The sequence below is a fragment of the Pseudomonas sp. Y39-6 genome (genome assembly GCF_023651955.1).
GTDB lineage: Bacteria > Pseudomonadota > Gammaproteobacteria > Pseudomonadales > Pseudomonadaceae > Aquipseudomonas > Aquipseudomonas veronii.
This window is the reverse complement of sequence record NZ_CP069594.1, coordinates 4,871,028-4,889,185: the sequence shown is the minus strand read 5'-3', so window position 1 is coordinate 4,889,185 and position 18,158 is coordinate 4,871,028. Positions and strand designations below refer to the sequence as shown.

The following is an 18,158-nucleotide window of genomic DNA, read 5'->3' as shown; positions in this document are numbered from 1 at the left end:
GGCTCGCATGACTACCGACTTCAAGAAGGCTGCACTGGATTACCATGAATTCCCGACCCCAGGAAAAATCGGCATTGCGCTGACCAAGCCTGCCGATACCGCCGCCCAACTCGCACTGGCGTACAGCCCTGGCGTGGCCGAGCCCGTTCGCGAAATCGCGAAGGACCCGGAGAACGTCTATCGCTTTACCGGAAAAGGCAATCTGGTGGCCGTGATCACAAACGGTACGGCCATTTTGGGCCTCGGCGATCTGGGCCCCTTGGCCAGTAAGCCGGTGATGGAAGGCAAAGCGTTGCTGTTCAAGCGTTTTGCCGGTATCGACTCGATCGATATCGAAGTCAATGCCGAGAGTTCCCAGGCTTTTATCGACACCGTCGTGCGTATCGCCGACACCTTTGGTGGGATCAATCTGGAAGACATCAAAGCCCCTGAGTGCTTTGAAATCGAGGACGCACTGATCGAACAGTGCAACATCCCGGTCTTCCATGACGACCAGCACGGCACCGCCATCGTCACCGCGGCCGGCATGCTCAATGCGCTGGAGATTCAGGGCAAAACGCTGGAGAACGCGAGAATCGTCTGCCTTGGCGCCGGTGCCGCAGCCACGGCGTGCATGCGCCTGCTGCTCAGCCTTGGCGCGCAAAAAAGCAATCTGTACATGGTCGATCGTACCGGTGTCATCCACTCGGCGCGCAAAGACCTCAACCAATACAAAGCACAATTCGTTAACGACGGTGGCCCGCGCACGTTGATGGAAGCCATGAACGGTGCCGATGTGTTCGTGGGGTTGTCTGGCGCCAATCTGCTTCCGGCTGAAGCGTTGGCGGCGATGGCTCCCAAGCCGATCGTGTTTGCCTGCTCGAACCCCGATCCTGAAATCAGCTACGAGTTGGCCATGGCCACGCGTGATGACTTGATCATGGCGACCGGTCGCTCCGACTACCCGAACCAGGTCAATAACGTTCTGGGCTTTCCGTTCATCTTCCGCGGAACCCTGGATGTTCGGGCAACCCGGATCAACGAAGCGATGAAAATTGCGGCAGTGGAAGCACTGCGCCAATTGGCCAAAGAGCCAACCCCTGTGGAAGTGCTGCGAGCGTTCAACGTCGACAAGCTTGAGTTTGGGCGCGATTACATTCTCCCCAAAGCGCTCGATGCTCGCCTGCTCGGGGCAATCGCCGGCGCAGTGGCCAAGGCCGCTATCGACACCGGTGTTGCGAAGCTGCATTACCCGGCGCACTACCCGCTGTAAGCGGAGGTCAATCAGGCTGATGTGCGGCAGTTGCACGACCTTTTGCACGGTTGGCAGCTGTCGCACTCGGCGGATATCCGGCCGCCGCAGCTCCTGAACATCGACAGCCCGCCATTTGCAAGATCATCCGTTCTTGAATGATCCGAGCCACAACCCGTCTTCCTTTTATGCCTGCCTAAAAGCGATCTCACCCTGTCACGCACAGGCGTTCTAAGACCTTGGTATCATCCGGAAAACGCTGCTTTCTACCACGTGGAATTAGCATTGTATGTTAATGTTATGCGCGTCATCGATGGAGCAAATGACTGCACGCTTGATCCGGGCGCTCACCTGTAACCGCCGCATCCATAGCGAGAGCTGACACCCGTTCAGGTCGCTCGTCAATTGATCCGCAATGACCTGCGCGGTCACGGCGCGGAGGATGAAACATAGCACTCTGCCGCGGTGAAAGCCGTCAGACAGTCAATGCCTATCAGCAGACTCGTGACACCAGTCTCAGTGACCCCATCAATACAGCAGGCTGACACAGCGCTGTTAAGGAAGAGACCATGAGCAAAACCATCGCAATCATCAAGGGTGACGGCATCGGCCCTGAGATCATGCAAGCGACGCTACGCGTACTCGATGCCCTTGACTGCAATCTTCAGTACGACTTCGTTGAGGCCGGCTTGGAGGCCTTGCAGCAGCATGGGCAGCTGATGCCGCCCGCGTCCATCGATACGATCGCCAAACACGGCGTCGCACTCAAAGGCCCTCTGACCACGCCGATTGGCCGCGGCTTCTCCTCGATCAACGTCCACCTTCGCCGCCACTTCGATCTCTACGCCAACGTCCGACCGGCGATCAGTTTCCCCGGCACTCGTTCGCGCTTTGAAGGTATCGATATCATCACGGTGCGTGAAAATACCGAAGGGGCGTACCTGCCAGAAGGGCAAAGTATTTCGGAAGACGGCGAAGTCGCTCTGGCAAGCATTCGCGTAACACGCACAGCCTCCGAACGCATCGTGCGCTACGCGTTCGAGCTGGCTCGTAGCAAAGGCCGCAAAAAAGTGACCGCGGTACACAAGGCCAACATCATCAAGTCGTGTTCCGGGCTGTTCCTTGACGTGGCGCGTGAGGTCGCCGAGGATTATCCGGAAATCGAATTCCACGAGATGATCGTCGACAATGCCTGTATGCAGTTGGTGATGAATCCCCATCAATTCGATGTCATCGTCACCACCAACCTGTTTGGCGACATCCTTTCAGACCTGTGCGCAGGCCTGGTCGGTGGGTTGGGCTTGGCGCCGGGGTCCAACATCGGTGCCGATGCAGCCATCTTCGAAGCGGTCCACGGTTCGGCACCGGACATCGCCGGCAAGAACATCGCGAACCCGTGTGCATTGTTATTGGCCGCCGCAGACATGCTTGATTACCTGGGCATGGTGGACAAGGGCACGCGCATTCGTACTGCTATCCGCGTTGTTCTGGAAAACTCCCGTGACCAAGTGACACCCGATATGGGCGGGGCCGGTACCACTGAGTCCTTCGCCGATGCCTTGGTGGCCTACTTGCGTGCCTGAGTAGAGCGTCAGGAAACGCGCGCCAGCTCACTGCGAGCTGGCTGTGCTCCACGCGGACCTGCCCGTAGGGCCGCTGGCTGGAAAACCTTCCGATACTCGAGTCCTCCAGCAGTCTTTTGTTGCCGTAACGTTGGCGTTAATAGACGTTAATCCAACATCATTATTTGCTGCGATCGCACTTGTAGATGCGCGAGGTGCCAAGGAAACAATTCAGAAATGAATTTCAGCTACCTTGATACCGATTTCGCGCAGCTCATGAATCAAATCATCAAGGTACCGAAAAGGTTCGATTTCTTCGTTGTCATTGACTAGGAAGAAGCTTCTTCCGGCATCCTTTTTAAAGAAGACGATCCACTCCTGGGTGTTGGCCGGGTTGGCAATCAAATGGGTATCAAACTGAATGCCTTCAGCGTATTTGGTTTTTACGTCTTCACGTTTCATACGGGTCTCCAAGCGCTCACGTAGTGCTGCTTTCATGCATGTCTCTGCCTCCTGGCAATCAATCAAAAGACCTCGTCCGGGCCTCAGGCCAGGGCGACGTCGATTGCCTTTCTATTATCACTGCATGATAATATTATGCACATATGATCCAGTGGAGGATAGTCGTGTGCAGAGCTGTCGAAGCGCCTGAGCCACGCGGGTCCGCCCGATGCCCTGGCGTTCAAGGCACACCGCCATGCGGCTGGCTTTGCTTTTGATTCAATGCATAAGGTTTCTGAATTTTAAGGACGACAGTCATCATGCGCAAAACAGCAATTGAGAAACGCCTTGCGCTGAATGCTCCGCCCCTGGAGCCAGGGCAGCGACTGTTGGTTGGCCTTGAGCAATGTGTCGTCGTTCGGCAGCGAGAAACAGGGATCCATCAAGTTGTATTCGACTGCAAAGCCCCCAAGACTGCTCGGGTTTTTTGGGCGGAATATGAGTGGATGTTCATCGGCCGGATTAAGCGGCACGCTGAGCAAGATCCTTCATTGGAACGCTTTGTCTCGGTGCTGAGAGCAGGGTCTGAAGACTGATAGGCAGTCACGGCTCTGATCGACAGTACGCTTGGCTGAGCGCAGCCAGGTCGTGCCAGATAGAGAAAAGCCTGCAGCCATGCAGGCTTTTTTGCTGGTGTCGTTCCAGTCATCCAGGCGCACGGTGTGAGCAAGCCGAGCGACACTTCAATCCAGCAAGCGCTTCAACCCGGCGACGCCAACCGGCGGCTCCACTGTCCACGGCACTACGATGACAGCATGGTTGGTTTCTTCGGCCACTCTCGCCATTTGTTTGCGCTCGCTATCCAGGCGCGCTCGTAGCAGCGGGTCTGTCGTATCGGTGGCCAGCAACGACTTATTGACCACCCAGGCAAACGGTTCGATGTCGGCCCTGCGCAAGTCATCCTGCAGCGCTGCCGCCTGCGACACCGGGGTGGCTTCGGGCAGCGTGACGAGGATGATCTTGGTGTAGTCCGCATCTTGCAGGCGCATCAACGGCGTGACGATGTGGTCCGAGGCTTTGCCTTTGAATTCGCGAACCATCTGGCGGTGATAGGCGCCTGTGGCGTCCATCAGGAGCAGGGAGTGACCTGTGGGGGCTGTGTCGAGTACCACGAATGCACTTCTGGCTTGCGCAACCACACGGGAGAATGCGTGGAACACCGCGACCTCTTCGGTACATGGGGATTGCAGATCCTCGATGAGCAAGGCGGTTTCGTCTTCCGTCAGGCTTGGCGCGCGGGAGGCGACGATCTTGTCCACGTACTTTTGGGTCTCGACCTTAGGGTCGATGCGGCCGACGCTGAGTCCCTGCACGTCGGCATTGAGGGTTACCGCCAGATGCGCTGCAGGATCTGTCGTACTCAGGTGTACGGACTTGCCATGCTGTACCAGTCCCAGGGCGATGGCGGCGGCAATGGTGGTTTTGCCCACGCCGCCTTTGCCCATGACCATGATCAGGCCGCGCTGGTCGTGGGCTAACTCGGCGATCAATTCCGCGAGTGCGTGATATTCCAGGCGCGACGGTACTGGGCTTGCGATGCTGGCTGGGACAGCAAGCTCGGGTGTCAGCAGTGCGCGAAGCGCGGGCAAGCCAACCGAATCCACGGCCTTGAGTGGGATGTAGTCGGCTGAAAGCTGGCGCAGTGACGCGGGCATCTCGTCGAGCGCCTGCTGGCCCATAGCTTCGATCGCGGCGGCGATCGGGTCATTCAAGTCGCTGCGTTTAAATACAGCATTGACCACCAGGCGCTGGTGGTTCAAGCCCAGTTCACGGAGTTCGTCGCTGGAGCGTGCAGCCTCGCTGAGGGCGCCTTTATCAGGGCGAGTCACCAGAACAACGGTGGTCAGGGCTGGATCATTGAGCGCCACCAATGCCTGATTGAACAACTGCTCCTGCATTTTCAAGCCCGAATGCGGCCCCAGGCATGATGCGCCACGATCGTTGCCTTTTAGAAAGCCGCTCCACGCTTTTGGCAGGCTCAACAATCTGAGCGTGTGCCCCGTGGGCGCGGTATCGAACACGATGTGCTCATACGCCGCGCTGCCCTGCGACAGCAGGTGGGAGAACTCGTCGAAGGTTGCGATTTCGGTCGTGCATGCCCCGGAGAGTTGCTCACGCACCAAGGCGATGTCTTCATCGCGGGCCTGGTCGCCCATTTGCTCGACCACCCGGGCCCGATAGTCAATTGCTGCGGTCCCTGGGTCGATATTGAGCACGAACATTCCAGGCACGTGCGGCACCGCGACAGGCTGATTGCTCAGCTCGACGCCGAGCATCTCGTCAAGGTTCGAGGCGGCGTCCGTGCTGACCAGCAGTACCTTCTTGCCTGCCTCGGCCAGGGCGAGTGATACCGCGGTTGAGACCGACGTTTTGCCGACACCGCCCTTGCCGGTGAAGAACATATATCGGGTGGGTTGATCGAGCAATTTGAGGGTGGGCTGCATGACACGCTGACTCCCTTGCGGAGCATGACTGGGTTTTGCAGTTTAGACCGATGTTCAGAATCGCCAATGGGGTCATATCAATCAAACGGTAATTTTTACCGTCCTGATAGAGGAGTGTTCTGTCGGAAGAGGGCGGTAATCCACAGCCCAAGTGAACAGCCTGTTTGGCTGGTTTTTGCCCTGCGGATCACATCGTCGAGCGTGCTGCAATTCAAATAATTGGAAAACAGAGAAAAGCCCCACAGCACACACCGATTTTTCGACGTAGGTATTTCTTTAAAAAGCCTTGATCATCGACGCCGCTCTCTCACAACAAGAGGGCAAATCTGAAAAGCAAAGACGAGCTGGCTGACAGTCATCCGCCTGTGGAGTTGTTTGCTCTAGAAAAAGGTTGGCATTGAGACTTGCTCCCCAGTAGTTAGTTGAATGCCTGCATAACTTGACGTGATAAGGAATAGTCGTGTGAATAAAAAATTAATCGTATGCACATTGTTGGCGTGCTCTGCATTTTCGGCGCTCAGCCATGCGGCGGACGGCACTATTAACTTCACCGGTACGATCACCGATGCCGCGTGTACTGTTACACCCGGTACTGCCAATCAGACGGTGACAATGGGGACGGTCAGTTCAACGGCATTGGCCAATGTCGGCGATACCGCGGCCCCGACCCGGTTCGATATCGTCCTGACTAACTGCCCGGCCACGGCCACCAGCGCGGTCGTAAAGTTTGATGGCCCGACCGACGGGAATAACAGCAGTTTGATTGCCCTGACGAGTGGGGCTGGAACCGCCGAGGGTGTGGCGATCGGTGTGTATGAGGGGGATGCCGCTACGTTGATTCCCGTGGGCTCCCCGTCCGTCAGCAAGCCTCTTTCTCCGGTAGCCGACACCACCTTCAACTTCTTCGCCAAATATGTGGCAACCGCTCCAGTGGTGGCCGGTTCCGGCAACGCCGTCAGTGATTTCACAGTTATTTATAACTGATCACTAAGACAGGCCGGGCACGCTGCTCGGCCTTCTCAACAAGTGGGTTTGCTCACGTGCAGGCTTGAGCAAAGCGTCGGTAGGAGATACGTCGATGGGGTGGCTGAAATACATGTTAACCGCCGGCCTGCTGGTCGGTACGGTGCATACAGCTATTGCGGGTGTGGTGGTGGGGGGCACGCGGGTGGTGTACGACGGCTCAAGGAAAGAAGCCTCGATTTCGGTGAAAAACACCGAGAAGACCAAGCCGTATCTGATTCAGTCATGGGTCGATGACGGGGCGCAGACTGCACTTGGCAAGGCGCCGTTTATCATGACGCCGCCGCTGTTTCGGCTGGATGCCGAGCAGGAGAATGTGCTGCGCATCATTCGCACCGGAGGGGATTTTCCGCAGGACAGAGAGTCGGTGTTCTGGGTGAATATCAAGTCGATTCCCGCCTCGGAAAAAACCGAAGAAAACCAACTGCTGATTTCTGTGAAGAGTCGGATAAAACTCTTCTATCGCCCGCCGGGAATGCCAGGAGAGTCGCTGAATGCTTATAAGGCACTGGTCTTTACGCGGGTAGGTAAAGCGTTGCAGGTCAACAACCCTACGGCGTATCACGTGTCTTTTTTTCGCGTGAGCGTGGGTGACCAGGTTATTAACGATGCCGGTATGGTTGCTCCCAAAAGTACATTGGCCTGGCCGATGCCGGAAGGTGCAAGTGGAGCCGTCAGTTGGCAAGCCATCAATGATTATGGCGGTATTACGCCGCAGGCCAGTGCGCCACTCTAATTCATAAGGGCTGTTATTTTAACGGCTTCCTGTTTCGTTAATGCGTTGGATCAACCGCCCTTTGGTGTTGGGGTGGCGGGCACTGTGTTGCCCGGATTGCGGGGCTTCTTATATGAACGCTATAAATAATGGAATGCTACGCCTGAAACTAAAGGTGCTGGCCGCGCATGCACTCAAATGCATGATAGGCATTACGCTGTGTGCGTCCAATGCGCTGGCGCGCGAGTATTTCAATGCCAGTGCCTTGGAGATCGACAATGCAGAACAAACGTGGGTCGACCTCGACGCATTCTCCAATCAGGGCGGGCAGTTGCCTGGAAGTTATTCAGTGGACCTCTACTTGAACGACCGACGAATAGCCAGTCGTGATATTAACTTCGTTGCGCTGGACGGTCTGTTGCAACCTGAACTTACCCCACGACAATTACAGGAGATGGGCGTCAAGTTGCAGGCGTTTCCTGCGTTGCGCGAACTGCCCCAGGAAACCCCCATCAGCAACCTGCAGGCATACATTCCAGATGCGGGCAGCGTGTTCAACTTTCATCAGCGCCGTCTGGACATCAGCATTCCCCAAGCGGCGCTCACCCGTGAAGCACGCGGGCAGATTGATCCTGAACAGTGGGACCAAGGCCTGCCGGCCGCGCTGCTCAATTACAGTTTCAGCGGTGCGAACACCCGGCGCGAAGGGCGTTCCGGCAGCGATGACAATTACTACCTGAACCTGCGCAGCGGGTTGAACCTGGGCGCCTGGCGGCTACGTAACTACTCGACTTACACCCAAGGTGACAGCCGAGCCCAATGGGCCAGCCTCAATACGTACCTTCAGCGTGATGTGCATTCGTTGAAGAGCCAGTTGGTCGTGGGGGACAGCTTCACGCCGGGGGAGTTGTTCAACAGCGTGCAGTATCAGGGCATTCAATTGGCCTCGGACGACAACATGTACCCCGACAGCCTGCGTGGGTTCGCCCCGGTGGTGAGAGGCATCGCTCGCAGCAACGCCCAGGTGACGGTGCGCCAGAACGGTTACATCATCTATCAGACTTATGTGCCCGCTGGCGCATTCGAAATCACGGATTTGTACCCCACGTCTTCCAGCGGCGATATGGAAGTCACCATCACCGAGGCTGATGGCAGCGTGCGCAGCTCGATTCAGCCTTTTTCGGCGGTGCCGGTGATGGTCCGGGAAGGGCGCTTTAAGTATTCGCTGGTCGCGGGCGAATACCGTTCGACGGCGAGCAAGAGCAGCACCCCCGCATTTGCCCAGGGTACGCTGATTTACGGGTTGCCCGGCGACACCACCGTGTACGCGGGTGTCCTTGCCTCGGCGAAGTATTCGGCGACGTCCTTGGGTGTCGGCCACGGGTTTGGCGAATGGGGCTCGCTTTCCATGGATGTGAGCCAGGCCCGCACCGAGTTGCGCCAGGGTTCCCGGCACGATGGCCAGTCGGTACGCTTTCAATATGCGAAGGATATCGCGGCCACCAACACCACGTTCACCCTGGCCGGTTACCGTTATTCCACCAGCGGTTATTACGATTTCCAGGAAGCCAATGAGATCGACCCCGGCAACTTCAATGACTGGCGACGCCTGTATAACCGGCGCAGCCGTGCGCAACTCAATATCAATCAGTCCCTGGGCGAATACGGCAACTTTTATATCAATGGTTATCAGCAGGACTTCTGGCGACAAACCGGTTACGAACGGAGCCTGAGTGCCGGTTATAACCTGAGCCGGGGCGGCGTGACCTACGGTTTGAGTTATGCCTACACGCAGACCCCCGCGTATAACGGGCGCAAGCGCAATGACCAGCAACTGGCATTCAATATCCAGTTGCCGTTGGGGAGTGCTCTGCGTAATAGCTGGGTGAATTACAACCTGAATACCGATGCACAGGGAAAGACCGCCCACGAACTGGGGCTCAGTGGCGCGACGCTGCCGGACGATAATCTGATCTACAGCGTCAGCCAGGGTTATGCCAGCCCAGGGCAAGGCAACAGCGGCAATGCTCACGCGACGTATAAAGGCGCTTACGCGGAAACCAAGCTCGGTTACAACTACGAGCGACACTCCCGACAACTCAACTATGGCGCGCAGGGTGGCGTCGTTGCGCACCCGTTCGGCATTACTTTCTCCCAACCTCAGGGCGAAACCATGGCGCTGGTGCGCGCGCCTGGCGCTGCCGGGGTCAAAGTGCAAAACAACACCGGGGTCAATACCGATTGGCGCGGTTATGCGCTGGTTCCTCATGTCAGCACCTATCGTCGCAACCGCATTGCGTTGAGCACCGAAACACTGGCCGATGACATCGACATCGAGGCCAATACCCAATCGGTCATCCCGACCCGTGGCGCCTTGGTGCTCGCGGATTTCCAGACCCGCGTCGGCAGCCGGGTACTGATGGCCCTCACATATCAGGGAAAACCCGTCACGTTCGGCGCCAGCGCAACGCTGGTGCAAGAGTCGACGACGTTTGCCAGCAGCGGCATTGTCGGCCTGGAAGGGGAGGTTTATCTAAGCGGCATGCCGGAACAGGGTGAAGTGAAGGTTCAGTGGGGCGAGCAAGCGGACCAACAATGCACAGCAGCTTTTGTTTTACCGATATCCATTGAAGGGTCGCAGCCGTTTTCAATCATCAGGACGTTATCGGTGTCATGCAATTAATGGAGGGCTTTTTATGCTGGGTGTACAACGGACGCTGATTAGGTTGTTCTGTTTTGGCAGTGCGGCATGGGTTTTAACGGTGTTATCGAATAACGCATTGGCATCGTGCCGTTTTTACAATGGCGTGTCGTCGGCGTTGACGCGAACGGTAAATTTTGGAACGTTGATTGTCCAGCGTGATACTCCCATCGGCACGGTTTTGGCAACCGCCAATACCGGCGCCTACAATGGTGGCCGGTATTTTTACGGCTGCAGTGTGAATTATGTGCATCGCTTTGCAATGGAACAGTTCAGAGTCATCAGCGCATATGGGAATAACGTATACAACACCAATATAGCGGGTGTGGGGATTCGTGTATTATTCTTCGGCGGCGCTATGCCTTACGATGTCAACTTCAACGGGCCCAGCACTGTTGCGCTGCCTGAACCCGGAATTACCGTGCAGTTGGTAAAAACCACTTCGGGGGCAGTTGGGGCCGGTGTTCTGACGAATGGAAGACTCGCCTCAGGCAGTATCGTTAATTATTTTTATGCTGCTTACGCCAGCCTGTCCGGCAGCAATACCATCATTCCCGTCGCTTGTTCGGTCTCCAATACGTCCATCCCCGTGCCCATGGGCAATGTGCCGCGAAGCCAGTTCACCGGCCCGGGAAGCGCGGGAGATGAAATCAACTTTTCCATCCCGCTCGACTGCGATGCCAATACACGGGTCAAAGTTGCCCTGGATGGCAACGCCCACAGCTCCGGGATTGCTGGGGTGCTGGCACTGAATGCGTCTCCTACCGCCGCAACCGGAGTTGGCGTAAGGCTCTACTACAACAATGCCCCCGTCTCGCTGAGAACGCCGATTGCCGCGGGCACTACGGTCAGCGACGGCCCCTATGCAATCCCGTTGGTGGCACGTTACTACCAGACCGATGCCAGCGTGACCGCCGGCCAGGCCAACAGCACCGCGACGTTTACCATGACCTACAACTGACCAAACCCGAAGGTCGGACGTAGCGCTGCGGGGTGTGGGGTGTGGGAATTTTCTGCTGTAATGCCGGGGCTAGAGCAGGCGCGGCCCTGCGGCACTAACCTGGTTTTTCACGGTCAACAGCCCCCGCACCATCGTTGATGGTTGTCGGTTTATCCTCAGCCAAAAGATCTAGAACATGTACCTACGCAACATTGCAGTCGGGCTGTCGGCCCTTGTTTTACTCTCGACCGCGGCCCATGCCCGCAGTCTGCCTGACCTCTACACGGCCACCGAACAACGTGCCTCCTTTGATGGCTGTGCCGATCTTTTCCCCGCCGCCAAACCCATCAACACTGCCACCGTGCCCGCCAGCATGCGGCCCCTGGCCCTGTGCTCGGACAATTTTGCGGTGCTCTATTCGCAGACCAGCAAGACGCCGCTGGTGGTGGTCGAGCGCCTGAACGCCGAGCAATTGCAGGATGCCAAAGGCGAGGAGCGCACCAACCTGTTTTACCCCGACCCGCGCATCCCCAAGGATGGCCGTGCAGAGTTGAGTGACTACCACAGCCAGCATCCGGCCGTCGACCGTGGCCACCAGTCGCCGGCCGCCGACGCACCGAACGCCCATGCCATGGCGCAGTCGTTTGCACTGTCGAACATGGTGCCGCAAGACCCTACCAACAACCGTAAGATCTGGAGCAAGGTCGAGGCGGATGTGCGCAAGTTCGCCAAGCGCGCTGGCGGTGATGTGTTTGTGTTCACCGGCCCGTTGTTTGACCCCGGCTACGGCACCATCGGCGACAACCAGGTCTGGGTGCCGACGCGCCTGTTCAAGCTGGTGTACGACGCTTCGTCGAAACGCGCCTGGGCTTACGTGCTGCCCAACGCGCAGACGCGCATCCAGCGGCCAATGGACTATGACGCGTTCGTGAAGAGTACCGGGCTGAAGTTGCTCGGTAATCTTCCGGTCTCCGGGTCAGTAGGGCGCACGTAAGAGGGGGAGTCACCCAGCGTCGCGCTACGCCACATCGAGCGTGCGAAACTCGACGGTGAGGTGACTCACTTCATGCACCGGTTTGAGGCGCTCGCGAATGCTGTCGGCATCCGCTGTGGAGCTGCCGACAACGCTCACGATTGCCGCATGCACACCGGGCCCTACCTGCCAGACGTGCAAGTCGGTAATCGTCGCGTCGCCCGGTTGTTCCACCAGCTCCCGGATCTCCGCAGCAACATGCTCATGGGTCTGATCGAGTAGTACGCCGGCAGTCACGCCCATCAAGCTCCAGGCCCAGCGTGCGATCACGATGGCGCCGACGATACCCATCAACGGGTCGAGCCAGACCCAACCCAGGTACCGCCCCGCCAGCAGCGCAGCGATTGCCAGCACCGAGGTCAGTGCATCGGCGAGCACATGCACATAGGCGGATCTCAGGTTGTTATCGTGGCCATGGTGGCCGTGGGCATGTTCGTGTTCGTGGTCATGCCCGTGGCTATGACCGTGGCCGAGCAACAGCGCACTGACGATATTGACCACCAGCCCCACCACGGCAATCAACGTCGCGGTGCCGAACTGCACGTCGGTCGGTTGCAACAGGCGCATGACCGACTCGATGCCAATGCCCAGGGACACCAGCGCCAGGATCAGCGCCGAGGCAAAGCCGCCCAGATCACCGACCTTGCCGGTGCCGAAGCTGAAACGCGGGCTCGACGCATGGCGTCGGGCATAGGCGTAGGCCGCGGCGGCGATGCCCAACGCACCCGCGTGGGTGGCCATATGAAAACCGTCGGCCAGCAGGGCCATCGAACCGGTGAGGGCGCCGGCGGCGATTTCCGCGACCATCATCACCACCGTCAACATCACCACCCATAAGGTGCGCTTGGCGTTTTCTTCGTGGGCCGAGCCGAGGAAGACATGCTCGTGGGTATGATCAAGGCTCATTTGGAGTACCGCCGAATGGCTTCAAGCAACTCTTCGACGCCCTGGTTGCGTTCTTCCTCGCTGAGGGATGGGTCCGCCACATGCGCCCGGGCATGTTCTTCGATGATTTCTTCCATCAAGCCGTTGATGGCGCCGCGTGTGGCGGCGACCAGGTGCAGGGTCTTGGCGCAATCGCTGTCCGATTCCAACGCTCTTTCCACCGCTTGAATCTGACCGGCAATGCGCTTGACGCGCTTGATCAGACTGTCTTTATTGGCCGCTATATGGCTCAAAATATACCCCCCCTACCTATGAGGCGCGGAGCATGGCATACCCCGCCCCCCTATGCAATCTTCCGCCGAGAGACAGACCCTCTCGGTTTATACTCGACGGTCTGGTCATCAACCCCCTTCAAATGAATTGAGATACCTCATGAGCACCTCTCTTTCCACAACCTCTGCGCGCAAGCCTGTCGCGCCCCTGGTGGCCTTTGTGCTCCTGGTGCTGGGCGCCGTGTTCCTGCACAACCTTGTCGGCATGCGCCAGGTGCTGTTGCTGGTCGTCGGCGCGGCGCTGGGCTTGACCCTGTACCACGCCGCCTTCGGTTTCACCTCGGCCTGGCGCGTGTTTATCAATGACCGGCGCGGCGCCGGTTTGCGTGCGCAAATGGTGATGCTGGCGATAGCGGTATTGCTGTTCTTCCCGGCGCTGGGGGCGGGCACGTTGTTCGGCCAGCCGGTGGTCGGGCTGGTAGCGCCGGCCGGGGTATCGGTGGTGTTCGGCGCATTTATTTTCGGCATCGGCATGCAGCTGGGCGGCGGCTGTGCGTCGGGCACCCTGTTCACCGTGGGCGGCGGTAATGCGCGCATGTTGGTGACGCTGTTCTTCTTTATCTGTGGTTCGTTGATCGCCACGCACCATGTGGGCTGGTGGTTTGCACTGCCGGCGTTCCCGGCGACGTCGATCGTCAAAAGTGTCGGCGTCATGCCGGCGCTGCTTCTGAACCTGGCGGTGTTCGGCCTTATCGCAGCCGTCAGCGTGCGCCTGGAAAAGGCCCGTCATGGTCAACTGGAAGCCGGCGTGACCAGCGAGCATCAAGGCTTGCGCCGCTTCCTGCGTGGCCCCTGGCCCTTGGTGTGGGGCGCGATTGGCCTGGCCCTGCTCAATTACGCAACCCTGGCCCTGGCCGGGCGACCGTGGGGCATCACCTCGGCGTTCGCGCTGTGGGGCGCCAAGGTGGCGAGTGGCCTGGGTGTGGAGGTGGGCAGTTGGGCGTTCTGGCAAATGCCGGGCAACGCCAAGGCCCTGGCCGCGCCGGTGTGGGAAGACATCACCAGCGTGATGGACATTGGCATCGTCCTCGGTGCGCTCCTGGCCGCCGGCCTGGCCGGGCGTTTCGCCCCCAACCTGAACATTCCTGCGCGCTCGCTGATGGCGGCGGTGATCGGTGGCCTGCTGCTCGGTTACGGCTCGCGCCTGGCCTACGGTTGCAACATCGGCGCGTACTTCAGCGGCATCGCCTCCGGCAGCCTGCATGGCTGGGTGTGGCTGGTGGCGGCGTTCATCGGCAACAGCGTCGGCGTGCGGTTGCGCCCGTTCTTCTTTGCCGGCGAGCGGCCGCAGGTGGCGTTGAGCGGGTGCTGAGAATGCCCGCACACGTGCTGCCCCGATACGCTTTGTCTTGAGCCGCCCTTTGTTTTAATTGTGGGGTGTCGGCTGCAGAAACTGTGTGATCAGCGCGACGACCTGCTGCTGGATCACCTGCCGTGGCCGCGCGCCGTCGCGGTCCCGGCAGATCACGCCATCGCCTGGCGAATCTTCCTCAATCAACGCCACCGCGCCGGGCTTGCAGATCGACATAAAGCTGAAGTGGGTGGCGTCGCTGATCGCTACGTAGCGCGTCGAGGCTGTTGGCAGGCGCCTGGCCAAGTCGGCGGACTCCAACTCGGCGGGCATATCCTCCGAGGGCACCGCTCCCGCGATCACCAGCGTCGGCACTGACAATGCGGCCAGACTGGCGTCGGTCATACCGCGTGACAGGCCCAGGTCCAATGACACCACGGCGCTGACGCGCTTGTCGCGCAGGTCCGCGGCCAGTTGGGCCTTTGCGGCTGGCGTGTTGGCGGGGTTGATCTGGTGGTAGACGATGCAACCGCCCAACTTCGGGTGTGCGTCGCAGTCCTGGGCGAAAAGGTCGGGGTCGAACCGTGCCCCGGCGATTTCCATCACGGTCCAGCCACCGAGGGAATGACCTGCCGCAGCGATCCGGTTTTTGGCGACCGCGCCAAATTGCTTCGGCTGCCCCAGCACCGCATCGATGGCCCGGCTCACGTCTTTGGGCCGTTGCCATAACTGCGCGGCGGCTTGCGGGCTGCGATCCCTGGTGGTGGTGCCCGGGTGATTGACCGCTGCGACGATGTAACCCCGGTGCGCCAATGCACTGGCCAGCCACGCCTGATTGCCCCAATTACCGCCGTAACCGTGGGAGAGCACAACCAGCGGATGTTCGCCGCTCGCCGGCGGCGCGTTGGGCACCGCAAGGGCGCCGATAAAAGCCACGCTGTCGGCGATGGGTTCGGCGGTTGCGGTGGTGGTGGCGGGGTACCAGACGACCATCTCCAGCGGACGCTCATGGTGAGCATCGGCCAGCGTAGCGGTTTGGAAGCCGATGGCGTTGTCGACCGCGAGCGCGGGCGTGGTCAGGCAGATCAGGAGCAGAGCGGTGAGGGCGGTTTTCACGGTTTCTATCGTCCTTGATGTGAGCGCCGCATCATAGCCTGAAAGGCGGCCCAGCCAGATACTCGCGAGCAGCCCAACACGCGCGCCCTCTGGCTGAACACGCTGTTCCCGCTACTCGAACATCCGACATCGATCCCGTGGGGGCCTACGCATGCGTAAGCCCTGTCAGCGTATCCGCAATCGTCTTGGTCCGTTGCGCGGTCCCCTCGGTGGCGCGGCTTGACGCCTCCAGTGCATCGAGCATTTCGCGCAAGGCGCCGACGCCGCTGGACTGGTCTTCAATCTGCTGGGCAACACGCTGGATTTCGCCGGACAGCAGGTCGATATCCACACCGATTTCCGCCGCATTCTTGCGGGTGATTTCCGCCAGCTTGCGCACCTCATCCGCCACTACCGCAAAACCGCGGCCCAGGTCGCCTGCGCGCGCGGCTTCGATGGCGGCGTTGAGCGCCAGCAGGTTGGTCTGGCCGGCGATTTGCTGAATCACCTGCACAATCGACTGGATACGCAAACTCGAACCGGCCAGGGTCCGCGCGCCGACCACGGCATCATCCGCCTGGCTGGACAAGCCCTCGACCGTCGCCCCGGCCTTTGCAGACACGCTGTTCTGCTGGTCGATGGTGCCCACCAGTTCGTCCATTGAGGCGTGCAATTCGCCGGAGTAATGCTTGATCTGCGAGGCGATTTCCGCCTGTTGACGTTCGGCCTGGGCCAGCACTTGGCCGAGGTCTGCCAGGCCCTCGAACACCGGCAGGATATTGCTGTCCAGCCCGCGGGTATTCAGGGCGCCGCTGAAGTCATTGTTTTTGAACGCGGCAATCTGCTTGACCACCACATGGTTCAATCCGGCCAGCTTATTTACCTGGCGGCGTAGGAAGAAGGCTTTGAACTCGCCGTAGTGCGCAATGAAGTTGTCCAGGTATTCGTCGCTGTAGCTGGCGCCCTTGGCCACTCGAAAGAAGAAAATCGCGGTCAGGGTCTGGTTCAGGTTCAGGCCAAGGATTTCACCGAAGGTCGACAGCCCCGCCAGCGGCACATCGCCAAACGTCCCGGCCATGCTGCCCAATTCGCTGGGGTTGTTCAGCCTGCGCAAAATGCAGTCATTGAGAATGCCCGCCACCGGCTGGCCGCCCTTGCCGCGCAGGAACTGCGCGTAGTCCGTGCGGGTGGCCTCACGCAACGGCGTGCGCCGCACCATCACCAGCTCCTCGCCGGGGGCCACGTCGCAATACAGCTGGACGATCTGCTGTTCATAGTCGATCCGTGCGATGGAGCGCACGAACAATTCATTGCCCACGCGGATGGCAAACGAGAAATCCGCCAACTTCGCTTCCAGCGCCTGGGGCGCGCAACTGAACGCGTCACACAGCGCCTGCACCATGCTCTTGATATTGCCCGCGCTGTCGATCACCTGGTCAATCGTGCGGTCCTCCTCGGAGGCGGTCAGCACGCTGAAGGTCAAGTCAGCCGGTTTGAAATTCTGGCTTTTAAATACGCCAAAACGCACATTCGCGGCGGTTTTCAGGAACACGATCTGTGCGTGGTTCTGATAACTGCGCTGGCCGTCATGGATCAGGGTTTTCTGGAAATCCAACTTACCCCCGGCCGAACCGCCGACAAACAGGCAGGGGAAGCGCCCCGACTCATACAGCGCCTCCATGAAAAACGACTCCGACGCGGACAGCCCATCGAACACCACATAGGCCAGGGTGTCGCGATGGTCGATCGGCGTGTGTGCCTGTACCCGCTTGATATTGCTCGTCAGCTTGGCAATCCGCTCCTTCATCCCCATGCGCTTGCCGCCGCTGCGGATGTCCTCACACTCCAGCGGCACCATCACCACCTCGGCCGAAGCGATCAGGCTGTCGTCGAACAACTGCAGGACAATCCGGTCCCAGCGCTCGCCGGTAGTGCAATACAGCGAATTCGCCGCGTTGCACAACTCGCCAGCGGTGGTACACAGGCTGATGCTGGTGTGGGGAAAGCGACGCTTGAGCTTGGCGGCAATCTGGTCGATGTCCAGGTGCGGAGAGATGAAACCGGTGATCAGCACGGGCGCGATGCGCAGGTTGGCCAATGAGGACTCCAGTTCATTGGCGGTGCAGGTGAGGGTGGCGGTGCCTTGTCGATCGGCCCGGGCTTTTTTTAGAAGGTTGAGTGGGTTCATGGCGGCGGGCTCGATCCAGTGAGGGGCGCATGCGTTGGGCTTGCGGTTAATCAAGTTATCGGCCGATATGGCGGGGGCTGGAGCCGTAACAGAGGGGGTGCGACAAAGTGAACAGGACAATTTATTGCCGCCATTTAACTGGCGAATAAGTGTGCCCCCTTTATCGCGGATCAGTGTGGGCGTTGACTGACAACTTCACCGGTCTTGACACCTTCCA

General features: G+C 59.2%; 15 protein-coding genes. 9 read left to right on the top strand and 6 right to left on the bottom strand.

The window, feature by feature from the left end:
• Window positions 1-7 precede the first annotated feature (7 nt).
• Together JN756_RS22185 and JN756_RS22180 are read left to right on the top strand one after the other, a co-directional pair.
• Window positions 8-1,252 carry a malic enzyme-like NAD(P)-binding protein gene (locus tag JN756_RS22185; RefSeq protein ID WP_046382600.1) on the top strand — a complete coding sequence of 415 codons (1,245 nt, stop codon included), beginning with the start codon at window positions 8-10 and terminating at the stop codon, window positions 1,250-1,252.
• Between the two features lie 548 nt (window positions 1,253-1,800).
• Window positions 1,801-2,814 carry an isocitrate dehydrogenase gene (locus JN756_RS22180; protein ID WP_079444408.1) on the top strand — a complete coding sequence of 338 codons (1,014 nt, stop codon included), beginning with the start codon at window positions 1,801-1,803 and terminating at the stop codon, window positions 2,812-2,814.
• Window positions 2,815-3,024: 210 nt separating this feature from the next.
• Here JN756_RS22180 and JN756_RS22175 read toward each other — a convergent pair whose 3' ends face one another.
• Window positions 3,025-3,255 carry a hypothetical protein gene (locus tag JN756_RS22175; protein WP_017845892.1) on the bottom strand — a complete coding sequence of 77 codons (231 nt, stop codon included), beginning with the start codon at window positions 3,253-3,255 and terminating at the stop codon, window positions 3,025-3,027.
• Between the two features lie 299 nt (window positions 3,256-3,554).
• Here JN756_RS22175 and JN756_RS22170 point away from each other — a divergent pair, with 299 nt between their 5' ends.
• Window positions 3,555-3,830 carry a hypothetical protein gene (locus tag JN756_RS22170; protein ID WP_046382602.1) on the top strand — a complete coding sequence of 92 codons (276 nt, stop codon included), beginning with the start codon at window positions 3,555-3,557 and terminating at the stop codon, window positions 3,828-3,830.
• A 147-nt stretch (window positions 3,831-3,977) separates the two neighbouring features.
• Here the strand turns inward: JN756_RS22170 and arsA are convergent, their stop codons facing one another.
• Complete coding sequence (gene arsA / locus JN756_RS22165; RefSeq protein WP_169865558.1) at window positions 3,978-5,738, bottom strand: arsenical pump-driving ATPase; 1,761 nt, start codon at window positions 5,736-5,738, stop codon at window positions 3,978-3,980.
• Between the two features lie 462 nt (window positions 5,739-6,200).
• Here arsA and JN756_RS22160 point away from each other — a divergent pair, with 462 nt between their 5' ends.
• From JN756_RS22160 to JN756_RS22140, 5 genes are all read left to right on the top strand, one after another.
• Window positions 6,201-6,722: a fimbrial protein gene (locus JN756_RS22160; RefSeq protein ID WP_017845895.1), complete on the top strand. Its 522-nt coding sequence runs from the start codon at window positions 6,201-6,203 to the stop codon at window positions 6,720-6,722.
• Between the two features lie 94 nt (window positions 6,723-6,816).
• Window positions 6,817-7,497 (top strand): fimbrial biogenesis chaperone, encoded by a 681-nt coding sequence (locus JN756_RS22155; RefSeq protein WP_057005953.1) that lies wholly within the window; start codon window positions 6,817-6,819, stop codon window positions 7,495-7,497.
• A gap of 112 nt (window positions 7,498-7,609) precedes the next feature.
• Window positions 7,610-10,159 (top strand): fimbria/pilus outer membrane usher protein, encoded by a 2,550-nt coding sequence (locus tag JN756_RS22150; RefSeq protein WP_232565901.1) that lies wholly within the window; start codon window positions 7,610-7,612, stop codon window positions 10,157-10,159.
• A gap of 13 nt (window positions 10,160-10,172) precedes the next feature.
• Window positions 10,173-11,138, top strand: a complete 966-nt coding sequence (locus JN756_RS22145; protein ID WP_128192370.1) for a fimbrial protein — start codon at window positions 10,173-10,175, stop codon at window positions 11,136-11,138.
• 175 nt (window positions 11,139-11,313) lie between these two features.
• On the top strand, window positions 11,314-12,111 hold the full coding sequence (locus JN756_RS22140; protein WP_046382606.1) for a DNA/RNA non-specific endonuclease: 798 nt from the start codon (window positions 11,314-11,316) through the stop codon (window positions 12,109-12,111).
• 24 nt (window positions 12,112-12,135) lie between these two features.
• Here JN756_RS22140 and dmeF read toward each other — a convergent pair whose 3' ends face one another.
• Window positions 12,136-13,056 (bottom strand): CDF family Co(II)/Ni(II) efflux transporter DmeF, encoded by a 921-nt coding sequence (gene dmeF / locus JN756_RS22135; protein WP_201021350.1) that lies wholly within the window; start codon window positions 13,054-13,056, stop codon window positions 12,136-12,138.
• Window positions 13,053-13,328, bottom strand: coding sequence for a metal/formaldehyde-sensitive transcriptional repressor (locus JN756_RS22130; RefSeq protein ID WP_017849380.1), 276 nt, complete (start codon window positions 13,326-13,328; stop codon window positions 13,053-13,055). The genes dmeF and JN756_RS22130 overlap by 4 nt, the downstream gene beginning before the upstream one ends.
• A gap of 139 nt (window positions 13,329-13,467) precedes the next feature.
• On the opposite strand from JN756_RS22130, the gene JN756_RS22125 reads away from it, so the two are divergent.
• Window positions 13,468-14,679 carry a YeeE/YedE family protein gene (locus JN756_RS22125; RefSeq protein ID WP_046486823.1) on the top strand — a complete coding sequence of 404 codons (1,212 nt, stop codon included), beginning with the start codon at window positions 13,468-13,470 and terminating at the stop codon, window positions 14,677-14,679.
• A gap of 54 nt (window positions 14,680-14,733) precedes the next feature.
• Here the strand turns inward: JN756_RS22125 and JN756_RS22120 are convergent, their stop codons facing one another.
• The gene (locus tag JN756_RS22120) at window positions 14,734-15,774 is read right to left on the bottom strand and encodes an alpha/beta hydrolase family protein (protein ID WP_201021349.1); all 1,041 of its coding nucleotides are present in this window, start codon (window positions 15,772-15,774) and stop codon (window positions 14,734-14,736) included.
• A 145-nt stretch (window positions 15,775-15,919) separates the two neighbouring features.
• Window positions 15,920-17,941: an FIST N-terminal domain-containing protein gene (locus JN756_RS22115; protein ID WP_079444404.1), complete on the bottom strand. Its 2,022-nt coding sequence runs from the start codon at window positions 17,939-17,941 to the stop codon at window positions 15,920-15,922.
• Window positions 17,942-18,158 lie beyond the last annotated feature (217 nt).

Bases quoted from the DNA above. Each gene is read 5' to 3' on its own strand.
- JN756_RS22185 (WP_046382600.1), top strand. From the start codon at position 8: ATGACTACCGACTTCAAGAAGGCTGCACTGGATTACCATGAATTCCCG.
- JN756_RS22180 (WP_079444408.1), top strand. From the start codon at position 1,801: ATGAGCAAAACCATCGCAATCATCAAGGGTGACGGCATCGGCCCTGAG.
- JN756_RS22175 (WP_017845892.1), bottom strand. From the start codon at position 3,255: ATGAAACGTGAAGACGTAAAAACCAAATACGCTGAAGGCATTCAGTTT.
- JN756_RS22170 (WP_046382602.1), top strand. From the start codon at position 3,555: ATGCGCAAAACAGCAATTGAGAAACGCCTTGCGCTGAATGCTCCGCCC.
- arsA (WP_169865558.1), bottom strand. From the start codon at position 5,738: ATGCAGCCCACCCTCAAATTGCTCGATCAACCCACCCGATATATGTTC.
- JN756_RS22155 (WP_057005953.1), top strand. From the start codon at position 6,817: ATGGGGTGGCTGAAATACATGTTAACCGCCGGCCTGCTGGTCGGTACG.
- JN756_RS22150 (WP_232565901.1), top strand. From the start codon at position 7,610: ATGAACGCTATAAATAATGGAATGCTACGCCTGAAACTAAAGGTGCTG.
- JN756_RS22145 (WP_128192370.1), top strand. From the start codon at position 10,173: ATGCTGGGTGTACAACGGACGCTGATTAGGTTGTTCTGTTTTGGCAGT.
- JN756_RS22140 (WP_046382606.1), top strand. From the start codon at position 11,314: ATGTACCTACGCAACATTGCAGTCGGGCTGTCGGCCCTTGTTTTACTC.
- dmeF (WP_201021350.1), bottom strand. From the start codon at position 13,056: ATGAGCCTTGATCATACCCACGAGCATGTCTTCCTCGGCTCGGCCCAC.
- JN756_RS22125 (WP_046486823.1), top strand. From the start codon at position 13,468: ATGAGCACCTCTCTTTCCACAACCTCTGCGCGCAAGCCTGTCGCGCCC.
- JN756_RS22115 (WP_079444404.1), bottom strand. From the start codon at position 17,941: ATGAACCCACTCAACCTTCTAAAAAAAGCCCGGGCCGATCGACAAGGC.